This window comes from Streptococcus oralis subsp. dentisani (genome assembly GCF_002096685.1).
In the GTDB taxonomy this organism is placed as follows: domain Bacteria; phylum Bacillota; class Bacilli; order Lactobacillales; family Streptococcaceae; genus Streptococcus; species Streptococcus oralis_AD.
The window spans coordinates 59,717-79,086 of the sequence record NZ_NCVA01000040.1 but is presented as its reverse complement, the minus strand read 5'-3'; the positions used below and the strand labels follow the sequence as shown (position 1 = coordinate 79,086).

At 41.7% G+C, this 19,370-nt stretch carries 17 protein-coding genes; 2 read left to right on the top strand and 15 right to left on the bottom strand.

The window, feature by feature from the left end; all coding sequences use genetic code 11:
• Positions 1-45: 45 nt before the first annotated feature.
• The 4 genes from B7705_RS04880 to B7705_RS04860 all read right to left on the bottom strand — a co-directional run bounded on the left by B7705_RS04880 (position 46) and on the right by B7705_RS04860 (position 5,933).
• The gene (locus B7705_RS04880) at positions 46-750 is read right to left on the bottom strand and encodes an MIP/aquaporin family protein (protein WP_000975173.1); all 705 of its coding nucleotides are present in this window, start codon (positions 748-750) and stop codon (positions 46-48) included.
• A 70-nt stretch (positions 751-820) separates the two neighbouring features.
• Positions 821-2,647 (bottom strand): type 1 glycerol-3-phosphate oxidase, encoded by a 1,827-nt coding sequence (gene glpO, locus B7705_RS04875; RefSeq protein WP_000395890.1) that lies wholly within the window; start codon positions 2,645-2,647, stop codon positions 821-823.
• Between the two features lie 193 nt (positions 2,648-2,840).
• Positions 2,841-4,349, bottom strand: coding sequence for a glycerol kinase GlpK (gene glpK / locus B7705_RS04865; protein ID WP_000076801.1), 1,509 nt, complete (start codon positions 4,347-4,349; stop codon positions 2,841-2,843).
• A 156-nt stretch (positions 4,350-4,505) separates the two neighbouring features.
• Positions 4,506-5,933, bottom strand: a complete 1,428-nt coding sequence (locus B7705_RS04860; protein ID WP_000280560.1) for a helix-turn-helix domain-containing protein — start codon at positions 5,931-5,933, stop codon at positions 4,506-4,508.
• Positions 5,934-6,097: 164 nt separating this feature from the next.
• Here B7705_RS04860 and hslO point away from each other — a divergent pair, with 164 nt between their 5' ends.
• Positions 6,098-6,970 carry an Hsp33 family molecular chaperone HslO gene (hslO, locus tag B7705_RS04855; RefSeq protein WP_000357861.1) on the top strand — a complete coding sequence of 291 codons (873 nt, stop codon included), beginning with the start codon at positions 6,098-6,100 and terminating at the stop codon, positions 6,968-6,970.
• On the top strand, positions 6,957-7,937 hold the full coding sequence (dusB, locus tag B7705_RS04850) for a tRNA dihydrouridine synthase DusB (RefSeq protein ID WP_162284874.1): 981 nt from the start codon (positions 6,957-6,959) through the stop codon (positions 7,935-7,937). The genes hslO and dusB overlap by 14 nt, the downstream gene beginning before the upstream one ends.
• Before the next feature lie 66 nt (positions 7,938-8,003).
• Here the strand turns inward: dusB and B7705_RS04845 are convergent, their stop codons facing one another.
• The 11 genes from B7705_RS04845 to B7705_RS04790 form a co-directional block, all read right to left on the bottom strand.
• The gene (locus tag B7705_RS04845) at positions 8,004-8,687 is read right to left on the bottom strand and encodes a hypothetical protein (protein WP_000730902.1); all 684 of its coding nucleotides are present in this window, start codon (positions 8,685-8,687) and stop codon (positions 8,004-8,006) included.
• A gap of 326 nt (positions 8,688-9,013) precedes the next feature.
• Positions 9,014-9,787 carry an NUDIX domain-containing protein gene (locus B7705_RS04840; RefSeq protein ID WP_000763400.1) on the bottom strand — a complete coding sequence of 258 codons (774 nt, stop codon included), beginning with the start codon at positions 9,785-9,787 and terminating at the stop codon, positions 9,014-9,016.
• A 1-nt stretch (position 9,788) separates the two neighbouring features.
• Positions 9,789-10,568, bottom strand: a complete 780-nt coding sequence (pnuC, locus tag B7705_RS04835) for a nicotinamide riboside transporter PnuC (protein WP_000736879.1) — start codon at positions 10,566-10,568, stop codon at positions 9,789-9,791.
• 9 nt (positions 10,569-10,577) lie between these two features.
• Complete coding sequence (locus B7705_RS04830; protein ID WP_084948231.1) at positions 10,578-11,675, bottom strand: AAA family ATPase; 1,098 nt, start codon at positions 11,673-11,675, stop codon at positions 10,578-10,580.
• A 144-nt stretch (positions 11,676-11,819) separates the two neighbouring features.
• Positions 11,820-14,252, bottom strand: coding sequence for an ATP-dependent Clp protease ATP-binding subunit (locus B7705_RS04825; protein ID WP_084948230.1), 2,433 nt, complete (start codon positions 14,250-14,252; stop codon positions 11,820-11,822).
• Position 14,253: 1 nt separating this feature from the next.
• Complete coding sequence (locus tag B7705_RS04820) at positions 14,254-14,712, bottom strand: CtsR family transcriptional regulator (RefSeq protein WP_001211254.1); 459 nt, start codon at positions 14,710-14,712, stop codon at positions 14,254-14,256.
• 478 nt (positions 14,713-15,190) lie between these two features.
• Entirely contained in the window at positions 15,191-15,934 is a 744-nt protein-coding gene (locus B7705_RS04815) for a Panacea domain-containing protein (RefSeq protein ID WP_084948228.1), read from the bottom strand.
• Positions 15,935-15,937: 3 nt separating this feature from the next.
• Positions 15,938-16,585 carry a nucleotidyltransferase family protein gene (locus B7705_RS04810; protein ID WP_084948227.1) on the bottom strand — a complete coding sequence of 216 codons (648 nt, stop codon included), beginning with the start codon at positions 16,583-16,585 and terminating at the stop codon, positions 15,938-15,940.
• A gap of 682 nt (positions 16,586-17,267) precedes the next feature.
• Positions 17,268-17,489: a hypothetical protein gene (locus B7705_RS04800; RefSeq protein ID WP_239822337.1), complete on the bottom strand. Its 222-nt coding sequence runs from the start codon at positions 17,487-17,489 to the stop codon at positions 17,268-17,270.
• A 112-nt stretch (positions 17,490-17,601) separates the two neighbouring features.
• Positions 17,602-18,330, bottom strand: coding sequence for an ABC transporter ATP-binding protein (locus B7705_RS04795; RefSeq protein WP_084948225.1), 729 nt, complete (start codon positions 18,328-18,330; stop codon positions 17,602-17,604).
• Positions 18,330-19,337 (bottom strand): ABC transporter substrate-binding protein, encoded by a 1,008-nt coding sequence (locus B7705_RS04790; RefSeq protein WP_084948224.1) that lies wholly within the window; start codon positions 19,335-19,337, stop codon positions 18,330-18,332. The genes B7705_RS04795 and B7705_RS04790 overlap by 1 nt, the downstream gene beginning before the upstream one ends.
• Between the last annotated feature and the right edge of the window lie 33 nt (positions 19,338-19,370).

Genomic DNA, 19,370 nt, shown 5'->3' with positions numbered 1-19,370 from the left:
CCTGAGATTTCCATCTCAAACTCTGTTGCCAATAACTCTTTTATCTTAGAAAAGTGAAAATACGAGAACTGCTAGGGCCGCACCAACAACAGGCCCCACAACAGGAATCCAAGCATAAGACCAGTCTCCGTCTCCCTTGTTTGGAATTGGTAAGATGCTGTGCATGATGCGAGGACCAAGGTCACGAGCTGGGTTCAAGGCATAACCAGTTGTCCCACCTAGTGAAAGACCGATGCCGACAATCAAGGTTCCCACTGCAAAGGTCCCTAAACCTGCTTGAAGGTCATAGAGTCCCAAGGCAAAGATTGTCAAGAGCAAAACAAAGGTACCAAGGATTTCGCTAACCAAGTTCGATACTGTGTCCTTGATGGCTGGTCCAGTACTAAAGGTCGCTAGGATATTTCCTGCATTTTCTTCTGCCTCATAATGTGGTTTGAATTGCAACCAAACCAAAATCTGAGCCACCATCGCTCCTGCGAATTGGGCTAGGATATAAGGGAAAACTGAACCCCAAGAGAGCGTTCCTTTTAAGGCCATCGCAAACGTCACAGCTGGATTTAGGTGGGCCGGACTGAGCGTGCCAGATACAAAGGCCGCAACGGCTACAGCAATTCCCCATCCCATAGTGATGACAATCCATCCTGAATTGTTACTCTTAGTTTTGGGAAGAACCACACCTGCAACAACACCATTTCCTAGGAGGATAAGGATTAAGGTCCCCAAAAATTCTCCAAATAATTCTTTCATCATATCTTTGTCTCCATTTAAAAGAAGGAGAGAGAAGGCAAGGAAGGCTTGTCTCCCTCTCTTCTAGTTTTTCTTAATTTTTCAATGCCGCTAGATCGTTGTTAGCAAGGGCTGCTTCAACATCCGCACGGTAGGCTACTTTTTCTTCTTCGGTCCAATCATAAAATCGTCCCATTTCATCCAGAACTGGCTCAACGATGCTATCTAAACTATCACGCATAAAGAGCATGTGGTTAGTACGACGAAGGAGGAAGTCAACTGGGCTTAGAGCCAACTCATTACGCATTGCATAGTGAAGGGACAAGGTATCTGCCAAGCTGAGTCCTGGCGCTTGTTCCAAGCTGTGAGCAAGGGCAAAGACCTTCGGTGCATTTGAACCGTAAAGATTTGCGAGATACTGGGCTTCCTTGCTATCCAAACCACGTGACACTCCAAGTTGAGCAAAGGCTTCAATTTCTGAGTCCACATTTGCTGGGTTCAATTCTCCACCTGAAACAGGATAAGTCTTCGAGTTGATCAGTTTAAAGCTGCGGTCAAATTCGACTTTGAGGATGTCAACCACACGCTCCATAGCTCCTTCAGCCATCTTACGGTAGTCTGTGATTTTACCACCAGCAAGGGTCAACAAGCCATTATCATCACGGTCCAAACTCGAACCACGAGAAACTGCAGATGGATCCAAATGTTTCTCAGATGTGCTGCTTTCAAGCTTGCTGACAGCAGATTCAACATCTTCACGCGTTTTTTCTTTCGAGAGATAAGCTTCGACAGTCGCAATCAAGCTATTGAAGCTCTCATCGCTAATGGCTCCGTTATTTCCTCCATTGTAGTCAGAAGCGCTATTACCTGCAATCAATGGACGAAGACCAGCCCAGCTGCTTTCGATATCATCAATGGTAATGTTTGCTTCTGGGAAGCGGTTGTTGACAATACCAAGTAGATAATCTACATCTTCCTGAGTCACTTTTGGATGTTCCAAATCGCCTGTGTAGTCTGTATCCGTTGTACCAAAGTAAGTCTTGTTTTCACGTGGGAGAACAAAGACCATACGCCCGTCTCCCAAACCTGTGTCAAAGTAAACCGGCTGTGAAACCTTGATCTTGCTTGAATCCACTACCAAGTGAACTCCCTTAGTTGGTCTCATTTGTGAGAATTGCGTACCCTTATTAGACAAATTACGAACCTTGTCGCTCCAAGGACCTGTCGTGTTGATAGCCAGACGAGCCTTAATTTCAAAGACTTGGTCTGTCAACAAATCACGAGCTACAACACCTGTAATCTTGCCGCTTTCGTCAAAGAGGAAGCCTTCTGCCTTAACGTGGTTGGCAATGAGGGCACCGTCTTGGTTGGCACGTTTGATGTTTTCAATTACGAGACGCGCATCGTTGTTACGGAAGTCAAGGTAAACTCCACCTCCTACCAAACCTTCTTTCTTCAAGTTTGGTTGACGTTCCAAGACTTGATCCTTGCTCAAGACCTTGTTAGCAGCTGGCGTATTGCTAACACCTGCCAAAAGGTCGTACAAGTCCATGGCTACTTTGAGACGGAAGAGGCTAAAGGTCGCTCCATCCTCATCGTAAACTGGCAAGAGCATTGGGTCTGGTTTTGGAATGTGTGGGGCGATTTGTTGAACCACCGCACGCTCAGAAACTGTATCTGAGACCACCTCCACGTCAAATTGCTTGAGGTAACGCAGACCTCCGTGGACCAATTTTGTTGAACGGCTAGATGTTCCTTCTGCGAAGTCCTGCATTTCAATCAATCCAGTGTCAAGACCACTAGCGGCCGCCTGCAAGGCTACACCAGCTCCTGTTATCCCTCCACCAATAATCAAGAGGTCTAGGGTACGTTCCTGCATTTTTTTAATTGATAATTCACGTGTTTTCTTTGAAAATTCCATATTTACACACTTTCTAACTGTGTCGCTTTATTCTTCCAGCATTATACTCTTCGAAAATCTCTTCAAACCACGTCAGCGTCGCCTTACCGAATGTATGGTTACTGACTTCGTCAGTCTTATCTATAACCTCAAAGCAGTGCTTTGAGCAACCTGCGGCGAGCTTCCTAGTTTGCTCTTTGATTTTCATTGAGTATTAGTCATCGATTTCCGCAAAGACTTGCGTTGCTTTCACAGCCTTCTTCCAGCCCTTGTAGAGTTGTTCCTTGCGCGATTCGTTCATGGATGGCTCAAAGAGTTCTCCAGTCTCATTTAAGAGTTTCAACTCATCCAAGTCTTTCCAGTAGCCTACTGACAAACCAGCTAGGAAGGCTGCTCCTAGGGCAGTTGTTTCCAAGTTTTTGGCGCGTGCGATGTCGATTCCCAAGATGTCAGCTTGGAACTGCATGAGGAAGTTATTCATAGCTGCACCACCATCTACTTTCAAGACTTGGATAGCTGTCTGAGCATCCACTTGCATCGTATCAATGATGTCACGCACTTGATAAGCGATAGATTGCAAGGTTGCCTTGATAAAGTCTTCTTTGCTTGTTCCACGAGTTAAGCCAAAGACCGAACCACGAGCATTTTGGTTCCAGTATGGAGCCCCTAGACCTGTAAAGGCAGGTACGACATAAACTTCGTCATTGTTGTGAGAATTGAGAGCATATTTTTCAGACTCTGGTGAATTTTCAACCATGCGAAGTCCATCACGAAGCCACTGAATGGCACTTCCTGCGATGAAGATAGAACCCTCCAAAGCATAGTAAACCTTGCCGTTGATTCCATAACCAATCGTTGTCAAGAGGTTATTTTCAGACAACTGCATCTCTTCACCAGTGTTCATAATGATGAAAGAACCTGTTCCATAAGTATTTTTGACCATACCTGGTTCAAAAGCCAACTGACCGAAGAGGGCTGCCTGTTGGTCCCCAGCCATACCTGAGATTGGCACTTCTCCACCATAGAAATGGAATGGAGCAGTCTTTCCATAGATTTCAGAGTTAGAACGAACTTCTGGAAGCATGGCCTTAGGAATGTTAAGAATTTCCAAAATCTCATCATCCCATTTGAGTTCTTTAATGTTATAGAGCATGGTACGAGCCGCATTGGAGTAGTCGGTCACGTGAGCCGCACCATCAGTCAATTTCCAAACCAACCAAGTATCAATGGTACCAAAGAGCAATTCTCCTTTTTCAGCTCGCTCTTGAGCTCCTTCTACATGGTCCAAAATCCAACGAACCTTAGTCGCAGAGAAGTAAGCATCAATGATCAAACCAGTCTTTTCATGAAATTTTTCCACATAACCTTGGCTTTTCAGCTGTTCAGCCAGAGGAGCAGTCTGACGAGACTGCCAAACAATCGCGTTGTAGATAGGGAGCCCTGTTTTCTTATCCCAGACGACAGTTGTTTCACGCTGGTTGGTAATCCCGATGGCCTTGATTTGACTTGGTTTCACACCACTTTCGATGAAAGCACCCGCGATAACTGACTGAACAGAGTTCCAAATTTCATTGGCATTGTGTTCTACCCAACCTGCTTGAGGGAAAATCTGAGTGAACTCTTTTTGACTAGAGCTGACCTTTTCTCCTTTTTTGTTAAAAATGATGGCACGAGAACTGGTCGTTCCTTGGTCAATAGCCATGATGTATTTTTCTTGTGACATGTGCTGTCCTCCTGATAAAATCTTGAGGTGGTTCCTCTTTACAGTAACTAGTATATAAAATAAAGCGCTTTCTTGTTCATCAATTTTTTTAAAATTTTAAAAAAATGTGAGGAGATTGTGCGAATTTCACAAAAAAGACCTGAAAATTCAGGCCTTTTAAGCAAAGAGCATCTGACGAATCTTCGCCAAATCCTCCATATCCAAATCATTTTTTAAATAATAGACCAGAGTCTGTTCTTTCTTATGAATCGGGTTGTTGGTAATCAACAAATCATAATGTCGACTAGGATCATAGGCTTCTATGGTAATGAAACGATTGTATTCCAAATACCGTTTCAAAATGGCAGCCATCCTTGAAAAGACAAGAAAACCAGATGTCAAATCCAGACCAATCCTCATATGTTGGCCACCATTTTCTGCCATATACTCTATCAACTGGAGCCATTCCCAGAGAATTTTCTTATCCAGGTCGGTCCCCTGATGAAAGGCTGACAAGATATGAAAAATTCTCTCTGCAGTCCCTCTAAAATCATGTTCCATCAGCAAATAGGGATGGCGATTCTCTGTCTGGTATCTGTACTGATCTTGCAAGATATAGCCCTTGTATAGATAAACTTGACCACAGAGCTGGCTGAGTTCATAGGTGACATGGTCCTCTGTGTAGTCCCCCAGCAGCTCCTCCTTCTTCATTTCCTGGATCATTTGTGTTAGTAAAGCCGCAAGTTCTCCCCCAAATCCAAGAATATACTCCATAGTATGAAGTGGCAAAATGCGATGAGAAAGGAGGAAAGAGAAGAAAATCATCATCTCCCCATCCTCAGTTCCTAGAGGGATGTGTTGCCCAGCAAAAAAAGACGGAGCCTTTCGAAGCAAACGAAGATAGAAAATATTGTCAAAATACCCTCTCATTTTTTCTTCTATGACTTGAAACTGACAGGCATTGACCCGAAGACGCTGTTGACTGATATGAGCCCAGAGAACCAAGTCCAATTTCTGGCCCGAAGACAAGCTAGCACCGCAGATTTCTTCTAAGCTGGCAATCTCTTGTTTTCTCTCAGCTTTCTGCATGTGACCTTCCCACTCCCGACTGGACCAAACCTTGCGGAAAAGACAGAAATAGAAATAGCGAATCTGATGCTCCGGACCTCGCCAACGACCATTTTGAATAGATAAATCAAATTCTGACAAAATCTGATTTAAACTAGCCAAATGGCGACCAAGCGTGGCCTCGCTAATCATCAATTCTTGAGTCAACTGATGAGCTAGAAACTGTTGGTGATAGAGAAGGTAAACCAAAATTTGGTATTTAATGGCATTGTCTAAAAACAAGCTCCGAATCTCTCTCCCCTTGGTAGCTGCACCAATCGACAGACGCAGATTTTCATCTTCCAAGTGGATGGTCAGCTCTAAACCTCTTTCCAAGGCATTTTCGTTAATCAGAGAAATGTACTTGGTTAAGGTCGCCTTTGAAAAACCTGTTTCTTCCATAGCTTTCTTGACTGTTGTCTGCGAATCTTGTAATAGAAAGGAAAGGACTAAAAATTGACCAGATTCAGCTTTTTCCATCAAATCACCTAAATACATTTGTTACCCCTTTCATTTTCTCCTACAAGCATAGCATAAATCTTTCAAATGCTGAAATAATCTGTTTCTCATTTTATTTTAAGGCCGATTTTCTCGTTACTATTCCTCAGAAACAGCAAACACACGGCTCCCCCTTTGAGCATTTTTATGCTAAAATAGTAGCTATGGATAAAATTATTAAAACAATATCAGAAAGCGGAGCCTTTCGTGCTTTTGTCCTTGATAGCACGGAAACCGTCCGCACTGCTCAAGAAAAACATCAAACTCAAGCCAGTTCAACTGTTGCACTTGGCCGTACCCTTATCGCCAGCCAAATTCTCGCAGCCAATGAAAAAGGAAATACCAAGCTAACGGTTAAAGTTCTTGGAACGAGCTCTCTCGGTGCCATCATCACGGTCGCAGATACTAAGGGCAATGTCAAAGGCTACGTTCAAAATCCAGGTGTTGACATCAAAAAAACTGCAACTGGTGAAGTCCTTGTCGGACCTTTTGTCGGAAATGGTCAATTTCTCGTTATCACAGACTATGGCACTGGAAATCCTTACAACTCCATGACTCCTCTCATCTCTGGGGAAATCGGTGAAGACTTGGCATACTACCTGACTGAAAGCCAACAAACCCCTTCAGCAGTCGGCCTCAATGTTCTTTTGGATAAAGACGACAAGGTCGAAGTTGCCGGTGGTTTTCTTCTCCAAGTCTTGCCAGGAGCCAAGGAAGAAGAGATTGCTCGCTTTGAAAAACGCATCCAAGAAATGCCAGCTATCTCGACACTTCTTGAAAGCGACGACCATATCGAATCTCTCCTCAAAGCTATTTATGGTGACGAATCATACAAACGCCTATCTGAAGAAGAAATCCGTTTCCAATGTGACTGCAGCAAAGATCGCTTTTTAAACGCTCTTGCCAGCCTTCCAAACTCAGACCTTGAGGAAATGAAAGCGGAAGATCACGGGGCAGAAATCACTTGTCAATTCTGCCAAACAACTTATAACTTTGACGAAAACGACCTGGAGGAACTCATTCATGACAAATCTTAATACACCTTTTATGATTGGCAATGTTGAGATTCCCAATCGTACTGTTTTAGCACCCATGGCTGGAGTCACTAACTCAGCCTTTCGCACCATCGCAAAAGAGCTCGGAGCTGGACTCGTTGTCATGGAAATGGTCTCTGACAAGGGCATCCAATACAACAATGAAAAAACCCTTCACATGCTTCATATTGACGAAGGAGAAAATCCCGTGTCAATCCAACTTTTTGGTAGTGATGAAGACAGCCTCGCACGCGCAGCAGAATTCATCCAAGAAAACACCAAGACCGATATCGTCGATATCAACATGGGCTGCCCTGTTAACAAAATCGTGAAAAACGAAGCTGGCGCTATGTGGCTCAAGGACCCAGACAAGATCTACTCTATTATCAATAAGGTCCAATCTGTCCTTGATATCCCCCTCACTGTCAAAATGCGTACAGGCTGGGCTGACCCATCTCTGGCTGTAGAAAATGCCCTTGCTGCTGAAGCAGCAGGTGTTTCTGCCCTTGCCATGCACGGCCGTACCCGCGAACAAATGTACACAGGTCACGCAGACCTCGAGACCCTTCACAAGGTTGCTCAAGCTCTGACCAAGATTCCATTTATCGCCAATGGTGACATCCGTACGGTACAAGAAGCCAAACAGCGTATCGAAGAAGTCGGGGCTGACGCTGTCATGATTGGTCGCGCAGCCATGGGAAATCCCTACCTCTTCAATCAAATCAATCACTATTTTGAAACGGGAGAAATTCTCCCTGATTTGACTTTCGAGGACAAGATGAAAATCGCCTACGAACATTTGAAACGCTTGATTAACCTCAAAGGGGAAAACGTAGCCGTTCGTGAATTCCGTGGTCTCGCTCCTCACTATCTTCGGGGAACATCTGGTGCAGCCAAACTTCGCGGCGCCATTTCACAGGCCAGCACATTGGCAGAGATTGAAGAACTCTTGCAATTAGATAAAGTATAATACACAAAAAACCGTAACTCGCTTGGAGTTTACGGTTTTTTAGTTCCTAGGAAAACCTAGATACTATTATTGAATCAAGGCAACGCTCGAAACTTTACCATCCGCACCTGTTGTAATTTGGATGATTTTTCCTCCACCGATTTTGGCATTATACTTGCCATCATCAAGAGTGTAAGAGTAGCCTCTAATAGAGTAGTTTTCTTTCTTTCCATCTGCAGTTTCTACTGTAAATTGGCCCCCTGATGAAACCGTAATAGTTTCGCCATTCGCTCCCTTCCAGTTGCCTGCAGCTGCTGAGAAATCACCATCGACCATGGTTAAAACACCCTTGTAGCGTTTGTTGTGTTCTGCTTGCTTGTCTTGAAGTTTGCGGTCAGTTGTTGGATCATAGCTTGACTGGTTAGACTGGGCTTGAGAGCCTTGCTGAGTTGACGGAGCCTGAGAAGGGGCTGGTTGACTAGGAGTTGCTTGTTCTTGTCTTGATTCAGGGGCTGGTTTCGCTTGTGACTGATCTGCTGTTGTAGAAGATTGATCAGAAGATGCTTGAGCTTTTTCAGATGAAGCTGAGCTTGAAGATTTTTGAGTCTTGCTTTCTTTGTTAGAAGAAGCTGCTTTAGAACTTGATGATTGGCTTGTCTTTGCAGAGCTGCTGGTTTGAGTGGTTTCGTTTTTATTTCCACAAGCTCCCAGTAGCAAGGTAGAAGCCAATACAGTTGCTGCCATCAATTTGATATAGGTTTTCTTTTTCATTTTTCGCTCCTTTGTAATATTTTTGAAACACCAAGAAATCTTTTTGTAATATAATTGTAACATTAGGCTTTAGATCTGTCAACTATTTAGAGAAACTAGTTTAAAAATTTCAGCAAATTGAATTAAAATTGTTCCCTCCACCATTTCTATTCGTAATCAAAACGAAAAAATAGAAAATTTCTTAGATTAGAGTCATTTTTTTTACATCACTCTTGTGTAATCGCTTGCATGATTTTGGATAAAGGCCTACAGTACTATTGAAATAGGATAAAAACATCTAATAATAGCAAATAAAGAGGCCGGGACAAAGTTCCCGACCTCACTTTTTATTTCAATTGATAGGTTTTTCTTGGTTTCTTTTTGGGTACTCGTTTGAGTCCAACTTCTTCTACATATTCGCCGTATTTTACGAGAAAGTTATTGCTGACGATGGGGCGACCGGGGTTGATGAGATTGACCAGTTCAGTTCCCTCGTAGACAGTGAACTCTTCCTCTAGCAGATAGAGGAAGGTTGGATTCCAGTCGAGACGGCCTTGGATTCGTTTGATGGATTCTTGGATAATGGCATAATGGTCAAAGGCAAAGGCTCTCTCGTCCAGCTCGACTCCCTCAAGGTAGCATTTGCCTGTCTGGAAATCGACATCTACAAAAACCACATCCTTGGCATCGTCACCTGCCTGAACCAGTTCTAATGCACGACTAGGTAGGTACACTAAGTGGGCAATGGTCACTGTCCAGCCCCGTGGATCACGACCGGGGGTCGATACGGTCATCAATTGCTCGATTTTTTCCAAAGGTAGATCGAGATCGACTTCTTCTCTCACCTCGCGTTGACAGGCATGTGCAGCATCTTCTCCCTTGTCCATAAAGCCTCCAACTAAGGCCAAACAGTTTTGATAAGGGTGGGCCTTGCGACGAATTAATAAGAGTTTGATCTTTCCTTCAACAAAGCAGTAGGCTACCATATCCACCGTCACACTTGGTTTTTCGTATTGAGGGAGTTCCTGCTTGTAGTACCAATCCAAAAACTCCTCCTGACTGGCATGGATTTCATAATATTCTTTTTCCGTCATCCCTTCTGGAATCTTTATGTCTGCCATCTTATGCCTCCTTTCGAACTGCCTTAGTCCATTGGTACCAACCCACTAGACTGTTGAGTGTGTAAACCCAGTACATCCCTTGAATGTGGATATTTTCACCCCACCAGAGATAGATACTAAAGAGATTGGTTGCAATCCAGAAAATCCATTGCTCACGGTAGAGACGTGTCATCAAGAGCTGACCAACACCATTGGTCGCATCGGTTACACTATCACGGAAAGGTCGAGCACTATTGATACTTTGATAAGCCAAGCCCATACCAATCCAGATAATAGCAGTCAAGGCCAAGTACTTGAGCCAGTCAAGAACAGATAATTTCTTAGCTTCAAAGTGGGATTCTTCTGGTTTTTCCTGTTCATTGATACGATTGGACAGCCAAGCATAAAGACCAATCGGCTGCATGACAAAGAAGTAAACAGTCGTCAAGACTTCTCCATAAAAAGTCGCATTCATGGCCAAGATCAAGTAGATTGCCGAGTTAATGGCCCCAAAGAGATAATTGCTTGCACGCCCTTCTGCTACTAGGATAACACAGACAATCCCAGTCCAGGATGCAAATAAGCTCAGCCAATCATGACTTTGCGTATTTTGCGTGAATTCCAAGATCAAGGGAACACTTGACAGGGCAATGAGATACAACCACTGGAAAAGGCTACGGCCGACAAAGAGATCTTTCCATAGCAAGCGCATGATCCCTGCAAAACCGATCTTACGGGCTTCGGCATGGACATTTTTAAAGTTTTCGATAAATTGTGTGATTTTTTCAGTTAGTTTTTTCATATTTTTCTCCTAATCTGCTTGGTAAATGGCATCAATAGCCACTTTTGCTGCTTCATAATTGCCTAGATAATCCTCCGCTAGATAAACTAGTGGAATGTTGGTTAAATATATCTCTCTCATCTGATCCAAATGCTGGGAAAAACTGTAGCGAATGTGGTCTTCTGCCATGGTCATATCTCTAAACCCGTCATTAACATAGGAACCCACAGGCTGCACAAAGAGAATCAAATCCCATTTTTCCTTGGCCAAGATAGAGGCAAAGAGATTGTCAAAGGTTTCTCCTGATAAGTCCCCTTGGTCCTCAGTCTCCATGTAATAGTCATAGTAACCCTTGGTTACCAAGGAGTTGGTATCGGCTATCACTAGACCTCGATTGGCATTGCTGTCGATTAGTTTTGAGGTCTGGTCATACTGTCCCAACAGGAGATAGTAGTAATCCTTTGGAGTCAATTCATCATCGCGGACGTTATTTTTAATCTGATACTCACGCGCGTATTCCAGACTGACGGGCGCATCGTAATACCTAGCCAAATCCTTTGCTAAAGTAGTCTTCCCATTGCTGGCACTTCCCATAATCAACACTTTCTTTGTAAACTGACGACGGAAGGGTTGAGCGATGTATTTCCAATATTTGCTTGGATTTTCTCGAATCATAGTCGCCGTGATACCAAACTTTCTTTCTTGCAGAACGGTCTCAAATCCACGTTTAGCTAGCTCTTGCTGGTATTCTTCTTCTCCCACAAAAAAAGTCAGTTCTTGCTGGTATTCTTCTTCTCCCACAAAGAAAGTCAGTTCTTGCTGGGTTTCATCATAGGAAATCTCCGCTAACATCTGGTCCAACCACTCCTGCCAACCCATAGGGTAACGGGGAAGGTTGGTTTCATCTAACTTGCAGACAGAGGTCAATTCGTCATCACGAAAAGCCTCTCTGATATAGCGAAATCTTTTTTGAAGACTTAAACCTACCTGCTCACCTCGGTCTCCCTCGTAGCCTGAAACGACTACCCAGACCTGGTCACACTGACGCTTCGCTCGCTGGATCAGATCGATATGCCCTTGATGGAGAGGGGCAAAGGTCCCAAATACCACTGCTGTTTTCTTTTTCATAAATGTTTTACCTTTTTATAATTTTTGATATTTTTATTTTCTATGTTTTTATTATATACTATATTTTTGTTTTGTCAATAGTTTTTTATCATTTTTTATAAAAAAGTAGAAAAAAGAATCAGGATTGCTCCTGACTCTCCATTTTTAAGCAATATCAAATTTTAATTGACCAGCTTTGACACCAATCTTGAGGGTCTTGCCTGCTACAAGTTCTCCCTTAAGGAGGAGTTCTGCCAACTTATCTTCCACTTCTGTTTGCAGGGTTCTGCGAAGTGGACGGGCTCCCATTTCTGGATTGTAACCGTGACTAGCTAGTAACTTCAGTGCCGAAGCTTGCAGTTTCAAGTCGATGCCCTTCTCTGCAAGGCTAGCAATCAATGGTTTAACCATGATCTTGACAATTTCCTGCATGTGGTCGCTATCCAAACTGTGGAAGACCACCTTTTCATCAATACGGTTGATAAACTCTGGTCGATAAGCTTTTTTCAACTCTTCAAAGATTCGTTTTTCCATATTTTCTTGGTCAAAACGAATGTCCTTGGCTCCAAAACCGACAGTCTTATCATCACGAAGAGCTGTCGCACCAAGGTTTGACGTCATGATGATAATGGTATTTGAAAAGTCCACCTTGCGTCCCTTGCTATCTGTCAAAACACCGTCATCCAGAACCTGCAAGAGAACATTAAAAATATCTGGGTGGGCCTTCTCTACCTCATCAAAGAGGAGAACGGAGTAAGGTTTGTTGCGAACCTTCTCGGTCAACTCCCCACCTTCTTCGTAGCCTACATAGCCAGGAGGGGCTCCATTGAGACGGCTGGCAGCAAATTTCTCCATATACTCACTCATATCAAAGCGGATAAGGGCTGATTCGTCATCAAAGAGGACTTCTGCCAGAGCCTTGGCCAATTCGGTCTTACCGACACCCGTTGGTCCTAGGAACATAAAGGAACCAATCGGACGCTTATGACTACGAATTCCTGACTGGTTGCGGCGAATCGCACGACTAATACTTGAAACAGCTTGATCTTGTCCGATGACACGTTTGTGCAACTCCGCTTCCAAGTTCAGATATTTCTTAGCATCTGTTTGCGTCAGTTTTTGAACTGGAATCCCTGACAAGCGACTCAAGGTGGTCAAAATATCAGATTCTGTCACCAAGTCTTTATAGACAGGGACTTCCTGCTCTTTTGCGATTAACTGGGCAGCTTGTTTCCACTTGCCATCCATCAAGGCCTTGTCAGCTGGACTCAAGTCGGATTCGTCTGCTTTCACTTGCTTGGATTTGTTTTGCACTGTTGCTGCTGCTTCATCTAAAAGGTCGATAGCAGAGTCTGGTAAGTGACGACTGGTCAAGTAACGATGCGCCATCTTGACAGCTGTTTCAACGGCTTCATCTGTGATTTGCACACGGTGGTGTTTCTCATAGGTCGCTTTCAAACCTTGCAAAATAGTCATACTGTCAGCTAGACTTGGCTCTTCAATCGTCACTTTTGCAAAACGACGAGAAAGAGCTGCGTCTTTTTCGATGTGTTTTTGGTATTCTTCCTGAGTGGTTGCACCAACCGTTCTCAGAGTTCCGCGAGCTAAGGCTGGTTTCAAGATATTGGCAGCATCCAGAGTCGAATCAATACCGCTTCCAGAACCCATAATGGTGTGAAGTTCATCAATAAAGAGGATCACTTTGCCATCTTCCTCGATATCCTTGATGATATTGTTCATGCGCTCTTCAAAGTCACCACGAAAACGTGTCCCCGCAACAACATTCATCAAATCAAGCTCCAAAACGCGCATCTTAGCCATTTCCGCAGGTACATCCCCACTGGCAATACGCTGAGCAAGTCCAAGTGCCAGAGCTGTTTTCCCAACACCAGCATCACCAACCAAGACAGGATTGTTCTTGGTTTTACGGCTCAAGATTTGAATCATACGTGAGATTTCCTTGTCTCGACCGATAACTGGCTCTAACTTGCCAGAGCGCGCTTGCTCCGTTAGGTCATGCGTGTAATCCTCTAAACCGCCACTTTGAGCTTGAGGCATACCCATCATATTTGCCATGGAATTTTGTTTGTCAGTTACTGTGCGATGACGTTGACGCAAAGCCTTAAGGTCTTCACGACTCCATCCTGCACGCTCTTCTAGATTGCGACGAAGAGCAGCAATTCTGACCTGATCTTTCTGGTCTTCATAAGAAAAGCCTGCTCTCTCCAAGATGCGAGTTGCCAAGGCATTGCCATCATGCAAAATCGCATAGAGGACATGCTCTGTCCCTAGCACCTTAGCATGGACCACTGAGGCCACATACTCTGCTTCTGCAAAGAGAACCTCCAAACGATGGGAAAAAGGCAATACTGTAAAGGTTTCGTCTTGGCTATAATCCGTTTCAGTCAGTTCCAACGCAACCTCTTCTAAACGGTCCATTTCATAAGGATAATCATTTAGAGTCGCCCCTGCTACACTGTAACTGTGATTGGACATGGCAATCAATAAATGCCAAGACTCTAGATATCGAGCTCCAAAATGGCCCGCAACCATGTAGGCACTCTCGATACATTCATTCAATGCTTTTGAATAGTTCATCTTACTTCTCTTTTCTATCTACCTCTTGTAATAGCTGTCGGAGCATATTGGCACGGACAACTGAGGATTCCTCCCCTAGGACACGATCCGTTGCCACAGATACCAGTAAGGTCATCTCCTGCTTGGTCATCAAGTCCTGCTCCACCAAAAGCTGGAGAATATCCTCATAAATCTCCTGACTAACTTGCTCACCAATCGAGTAAAGCAAATCGCGGAGCATCTCATGATGATTGGAAAACTCAATCCGGCCTATGCGAATGTAGCCTCCGCCACCCCGCTTGCTCTCAACCAAGTAACCTCTGCTTTCAGTAAAACGTGTCTTGATGACATAGTTGATCTGACTCGGCACAACCTGAAAGGTATCTGCCAACTGGCTCCGCTGCAATTCCACGATACCAGACTGGTCTAAAATCGCCTTGATATAGGCTTCGATATGATCTGATGTATTTTTAAATCTCATAGTAAATCAAACTCCTTCTTTGAACCTTGACTATCTTTGACTATACTATCATTTAACACTCTATAAGTCAAATTTTTAGAGCTCAACCCTTGGAAATACTGACTTTCTTCAAAAACAATTAGGCATTAAATCGCCTTAGTTTTTCTTGAAAGTTCCTAAAAAAGTGCACAAAAAAGAGCCCTAAAATGGGCGTAATATTGACGAGTTCAGCAGGCAAGAAACTATCACGGTCAAACGTGCTTTTTACTTTATGGACGATAATTCTACTAAATCATTTAATAATTCATGTTTAAATAACTTTTTGCACTCTTTTTGAAGACCTAAATTGTATCACCTTACATTTCTACTACTCTAATTAGGTATAAGATATAATAACTCTCCTAACTAATTATTTATATTGAGTTTTCAAAACAAGTTGTATTTATTGTTGCACTTATAATAGAACCAAGAATGAGCTAGTCAAAACTAGCTCATTCTATTACCTTTCATATTTTGCATGTGAAATAATTATTTCATCTGTTATCTCACAATTTTGATATCTTTTATATACAGAGTGCCAAGGTCCGTTTTTTGAGTGAGTTAAACCGACTAATTCACTTGCTGTTAAATCACCATATTCTTCAAAAGTTTCTAAAAGAATAGGAACTACTTTTTCAAATTCTTTTACGAGGAGCATTCTGCCAAGAGCTTGGGAAAGATGAATATCCTTTAAAATATACTTTGGAGCACTATCTGTTTCTATAGTGTCTGCACCATACTTTTTAAATTTTTGATAAACCTCTTGTACGACTGGTCCATAATCATAAGCGACTATTTTTTCAGGAAATAGCCGTTCCTCATATTTTAATAGATATTTTTTATATGCTAGATAAATTAATTTTTGTAATTTTAAATGCGAGGTAGCTTGAATTGCCAAGAAGAACTTCGCAATATCAATCGCAGAAAGTTTTAAGTCTGATTTTACAATCTCTTCAAATTCTTCAAAATCCTCACAAATCATTACATCTTCAAAGAATGAATCAAACTTAAGTACGCTTTCCCACGTACTATCATCAGATGTAAATGAATGTATTCCGACATCGTCCCGCTTAATTTCTTTGAGCCGATCTAAAATACTTCTAATTTCATCGTTATCTAACTTTCCTTCTGGAGCAGTCATATGAAAACCAACTCTTTTACCTTCAGTATATGAACTGGCAACTATAATAAAATGTTGAAACATCTCTCACTCCTCCTTTTCTAAATCTGCTTGATGATAGTCTTTTGGTATTAAAGTATATTTCCGTTTTTGTTTATGTATTTTGTGAGATTCTTCGTTTGATTCAGAATCACTCACACACCAAATCTGTAATTCCCATGGAAAAAATTTATTATTGCCGTTCTTAAAATATATATGTAAACCAACATAATTACCCTCGTTTCTCATATACATTCTGTCGATAATATCTACTATGCTTTTATCCTGGTTTAAATTATTGTAAATCAACACTACATTATCTACAAGTATTCTAAAGCCTAAAAAATCATTAAGAGATTTGTTTATAGGTACTTTTCCATTCTCATGTTGAGGACCTAAATAATATTTTATTTTTTCACGAATTGACTCTGATTGCTTAATTCTATATCTAATTCCAGAATACTCTACTTGTAAGAGCAATAATTTTATAGTAAATTGATTTAACTCCGCCTTATACAGATCAATCAGTCTTTGAAATTTAGGATTTACGCCTCTCTCATCTGCTACTTTATCGATTGTTTTCTTTAAGTTGTAATTTAAAGATGGCTCCAAGCTCTTTGAGAAGTCACCATGTAATTTATTGATTCTCTTAATAATTTCAACAACACTTTCATAATCATAAGATTCTATAACCACCTTAGATAATCTCCTACCTATCTACAAATAAAATAAACACAAACGTCACATCTATCCCCTGTGTTTACCTCGATTCTTTATGATTATATTATACACTTTCTCTTAATGTACCTTTTTTTGTACATTTTGTCAATCATTTTAGTTATGTTTTTTCCTCATTTTATTATAAAAAGTATGAATGATATTTTAATGCTATTTATAATACCTGATAGATAAAAATTCTAACATACTAGAAGAATTTAAAAGTAATTGCTTAAGGTAATTAACTCAAATTTATATTTTTCCAGCTCATACATACCTACCAAATATTAGCTACAAATCACGATACCTCTAAGTTGTTCGATGTCACTTCTACCGTTCCCCCTAAAAACAATTGAAGTATGAGATTAGGTAGATTATTGACTATAGTACTACAAAATCAGGAAAATAAAAATGGAACTTAGAAAGTTTAACAATAAAATTGTAACGATTACAGACGTTGATAACCAGACCTTTGAGGGAATTGTCTTTTTGAAGATAAGGGTACTTTTGATGAAGAGTATAATGCTTTATCTGTTAAAACAGGTTTACGATGGATGAGATTGTTTGAAAATGAAATTTTTAAAGTTGAAATTGCTGATAAAATCGGCCAGTCAAAAAGCCCTTAGATTTATTTCTAAGGGCTTTTATTCTACCAGTAGTTTTAATCGTGATATGTCAATAATGCTCCTTCTCGATAACTACGAGCAAAATCTAGTAAGATTTCACTTTTGAGACGATCATACTCTGTTTTATCAATATCCAGTAATCTATAGAGTTCTTTTAAAGTATGCTTTTGTTTTTGGGAAACAATAAATAAATTATAAAATATACCACGTTTCTTTTCGTCTAGGTCACTACTATAAGAGTCTATCATTTTGACCATCTCGATAGCTTTGGTTTCAAATGCGCCTAGAGTATCTCTAAGTTTGACTAACTTCTTCAGCGACTTGTAACTTTTCAAAAAAAAGAATAATCTTCACCAACTCCCTATTTTTCTACTTATCTAATCCCAATTCAGCCAAGATTTGACGTTTGTAGGCAATTTTTTGGACTTCCTTGTCCTCGTTTTCAGACCAATCTAGTTTAATTTCTGAAACAATCTGCCCAGGACGATTTTTCAAGATATAGATGCGGTCGCTGAGATTGAGGGCCTCTTCGATGCTATGTGTAATGATCAAGGTCGTCAGCTGTAGCTGTTTGTGAATTTCCAGATACCAAGCATGAAGTTCCATCTTGGTCATCTCATCCAAGGCGCTAAAGGCCTCATCCAAGAGAAAGAGCTTGTGCCCAAAAAGATAGGTCCGAAGCAAGGCTACACGCTGGCGCATCCCTCCACTAAGTTCGTGAGGATACTTGTCCCGTACGGCTGTCAGCTGGAAGGTCGCAAGGATTTCGTCCGCTCGGGCAATAGCTTCTGTCTTATCAACCTTTTGAATCAAGAGGGGCAGGATAATATTGCCAAGGACTGTCTTATGCTCCAAGAGGAGATCCTTTTGCAACATATAACTCACGCGCCCCTTGGGATTTTCCTCGCCATCAAGGACAATTCGCCCAGACTGGACTTCTAAAATCCCAGCGATTAGGTTAAAGAGAGTGGTCTTTCCAACACCACTTGGACCTAGGATAGAAACCACTTCACCCGAAGTCACCTGCAGGTTGATGTCCTCTAAAATCTTTTCATCGCCATAGGCATAGCTTACGTGTTCTAGTCTAATTTCTGTCATTATTTTACAAATTCGTTAGTGAAGCCTTTGTCTGTCAAGTCTTCTTTAAGGATACCATTTTCTTTGTCCCATTTGTAGAAGGCATTCCAGCGGTCAGCGTCAAATTGTCCCCATTTTTCCTTGTCGCTTGCGTATTCTTTTGACAAGTATTTTTGAGATTCGATAACAAAGTCACGTTTTTCCTGAAGTTCAGGTGCGTTCTTAATGAGGATATCTGCTGCTTCCTCTGGATGCTCCATAGCATATTGGTAGCCTTTTTTGATAGCTTGGATGACTTTACGGGCTTCTTCTTTATTGTCTTTCAAATAGTCATTATTTGCGATGATAACTGGTGAGTAGTAGTCAAACTCCTTGACATAGTCTTTCAAATACATGAAGTTAGCGTCTACGCCTTGAGATTTAGCAAGGATTCCATCCCAACCGTAGTAAATCCAAGCAGTGTCAAAAACTCCATTGGCAATCGGTGTGATTGAGTTTGAATCGTTGTTTGGTACTTTTTCGACCTTCTCAAAGTCTCCGCCTTGTGATTCTACCAAGGTTTTCAACATAGCAAGTTCAGTTGGATCATTCCAAGTTCCGTATTTCTTACCAACCAAGTCCTTTGGACTAGCTACATTGTCAGATTTACGAGAGATGATTCCTGATGTATTGTGTTCTACAATAGCTGCAACGGCAGTGATTCCTGCGCCTTTTTCCAATTTCTTAGCCATGTAGTCTTGGAAATACACTGCAAATGGTGCCTTTCCGTTGATAACCAAGTCAGAAGAACTTTCTTCTGGTGGCAATTTCAAGTCAACATCCACTCCAGCTTCTTTGAAATAACCTTTTTCCTTAGCAACATAAAGCCCTGTGTGGTTAGTATTTGGCGTCCAGTCTAGGATAAAGTCAATCTTCTTGACTTCTGCTTCTTTGTTGTCCTTAGAAGCAGTTCCTTGGCCACAAGCCACCAGCACGACAGCCACAAAAGCTGTTACAAGCGTTAAAAACACTTTCCATGTTTTCTTCATTTTATTTCCTCTTTTCTTTTTTGAAACATTCTT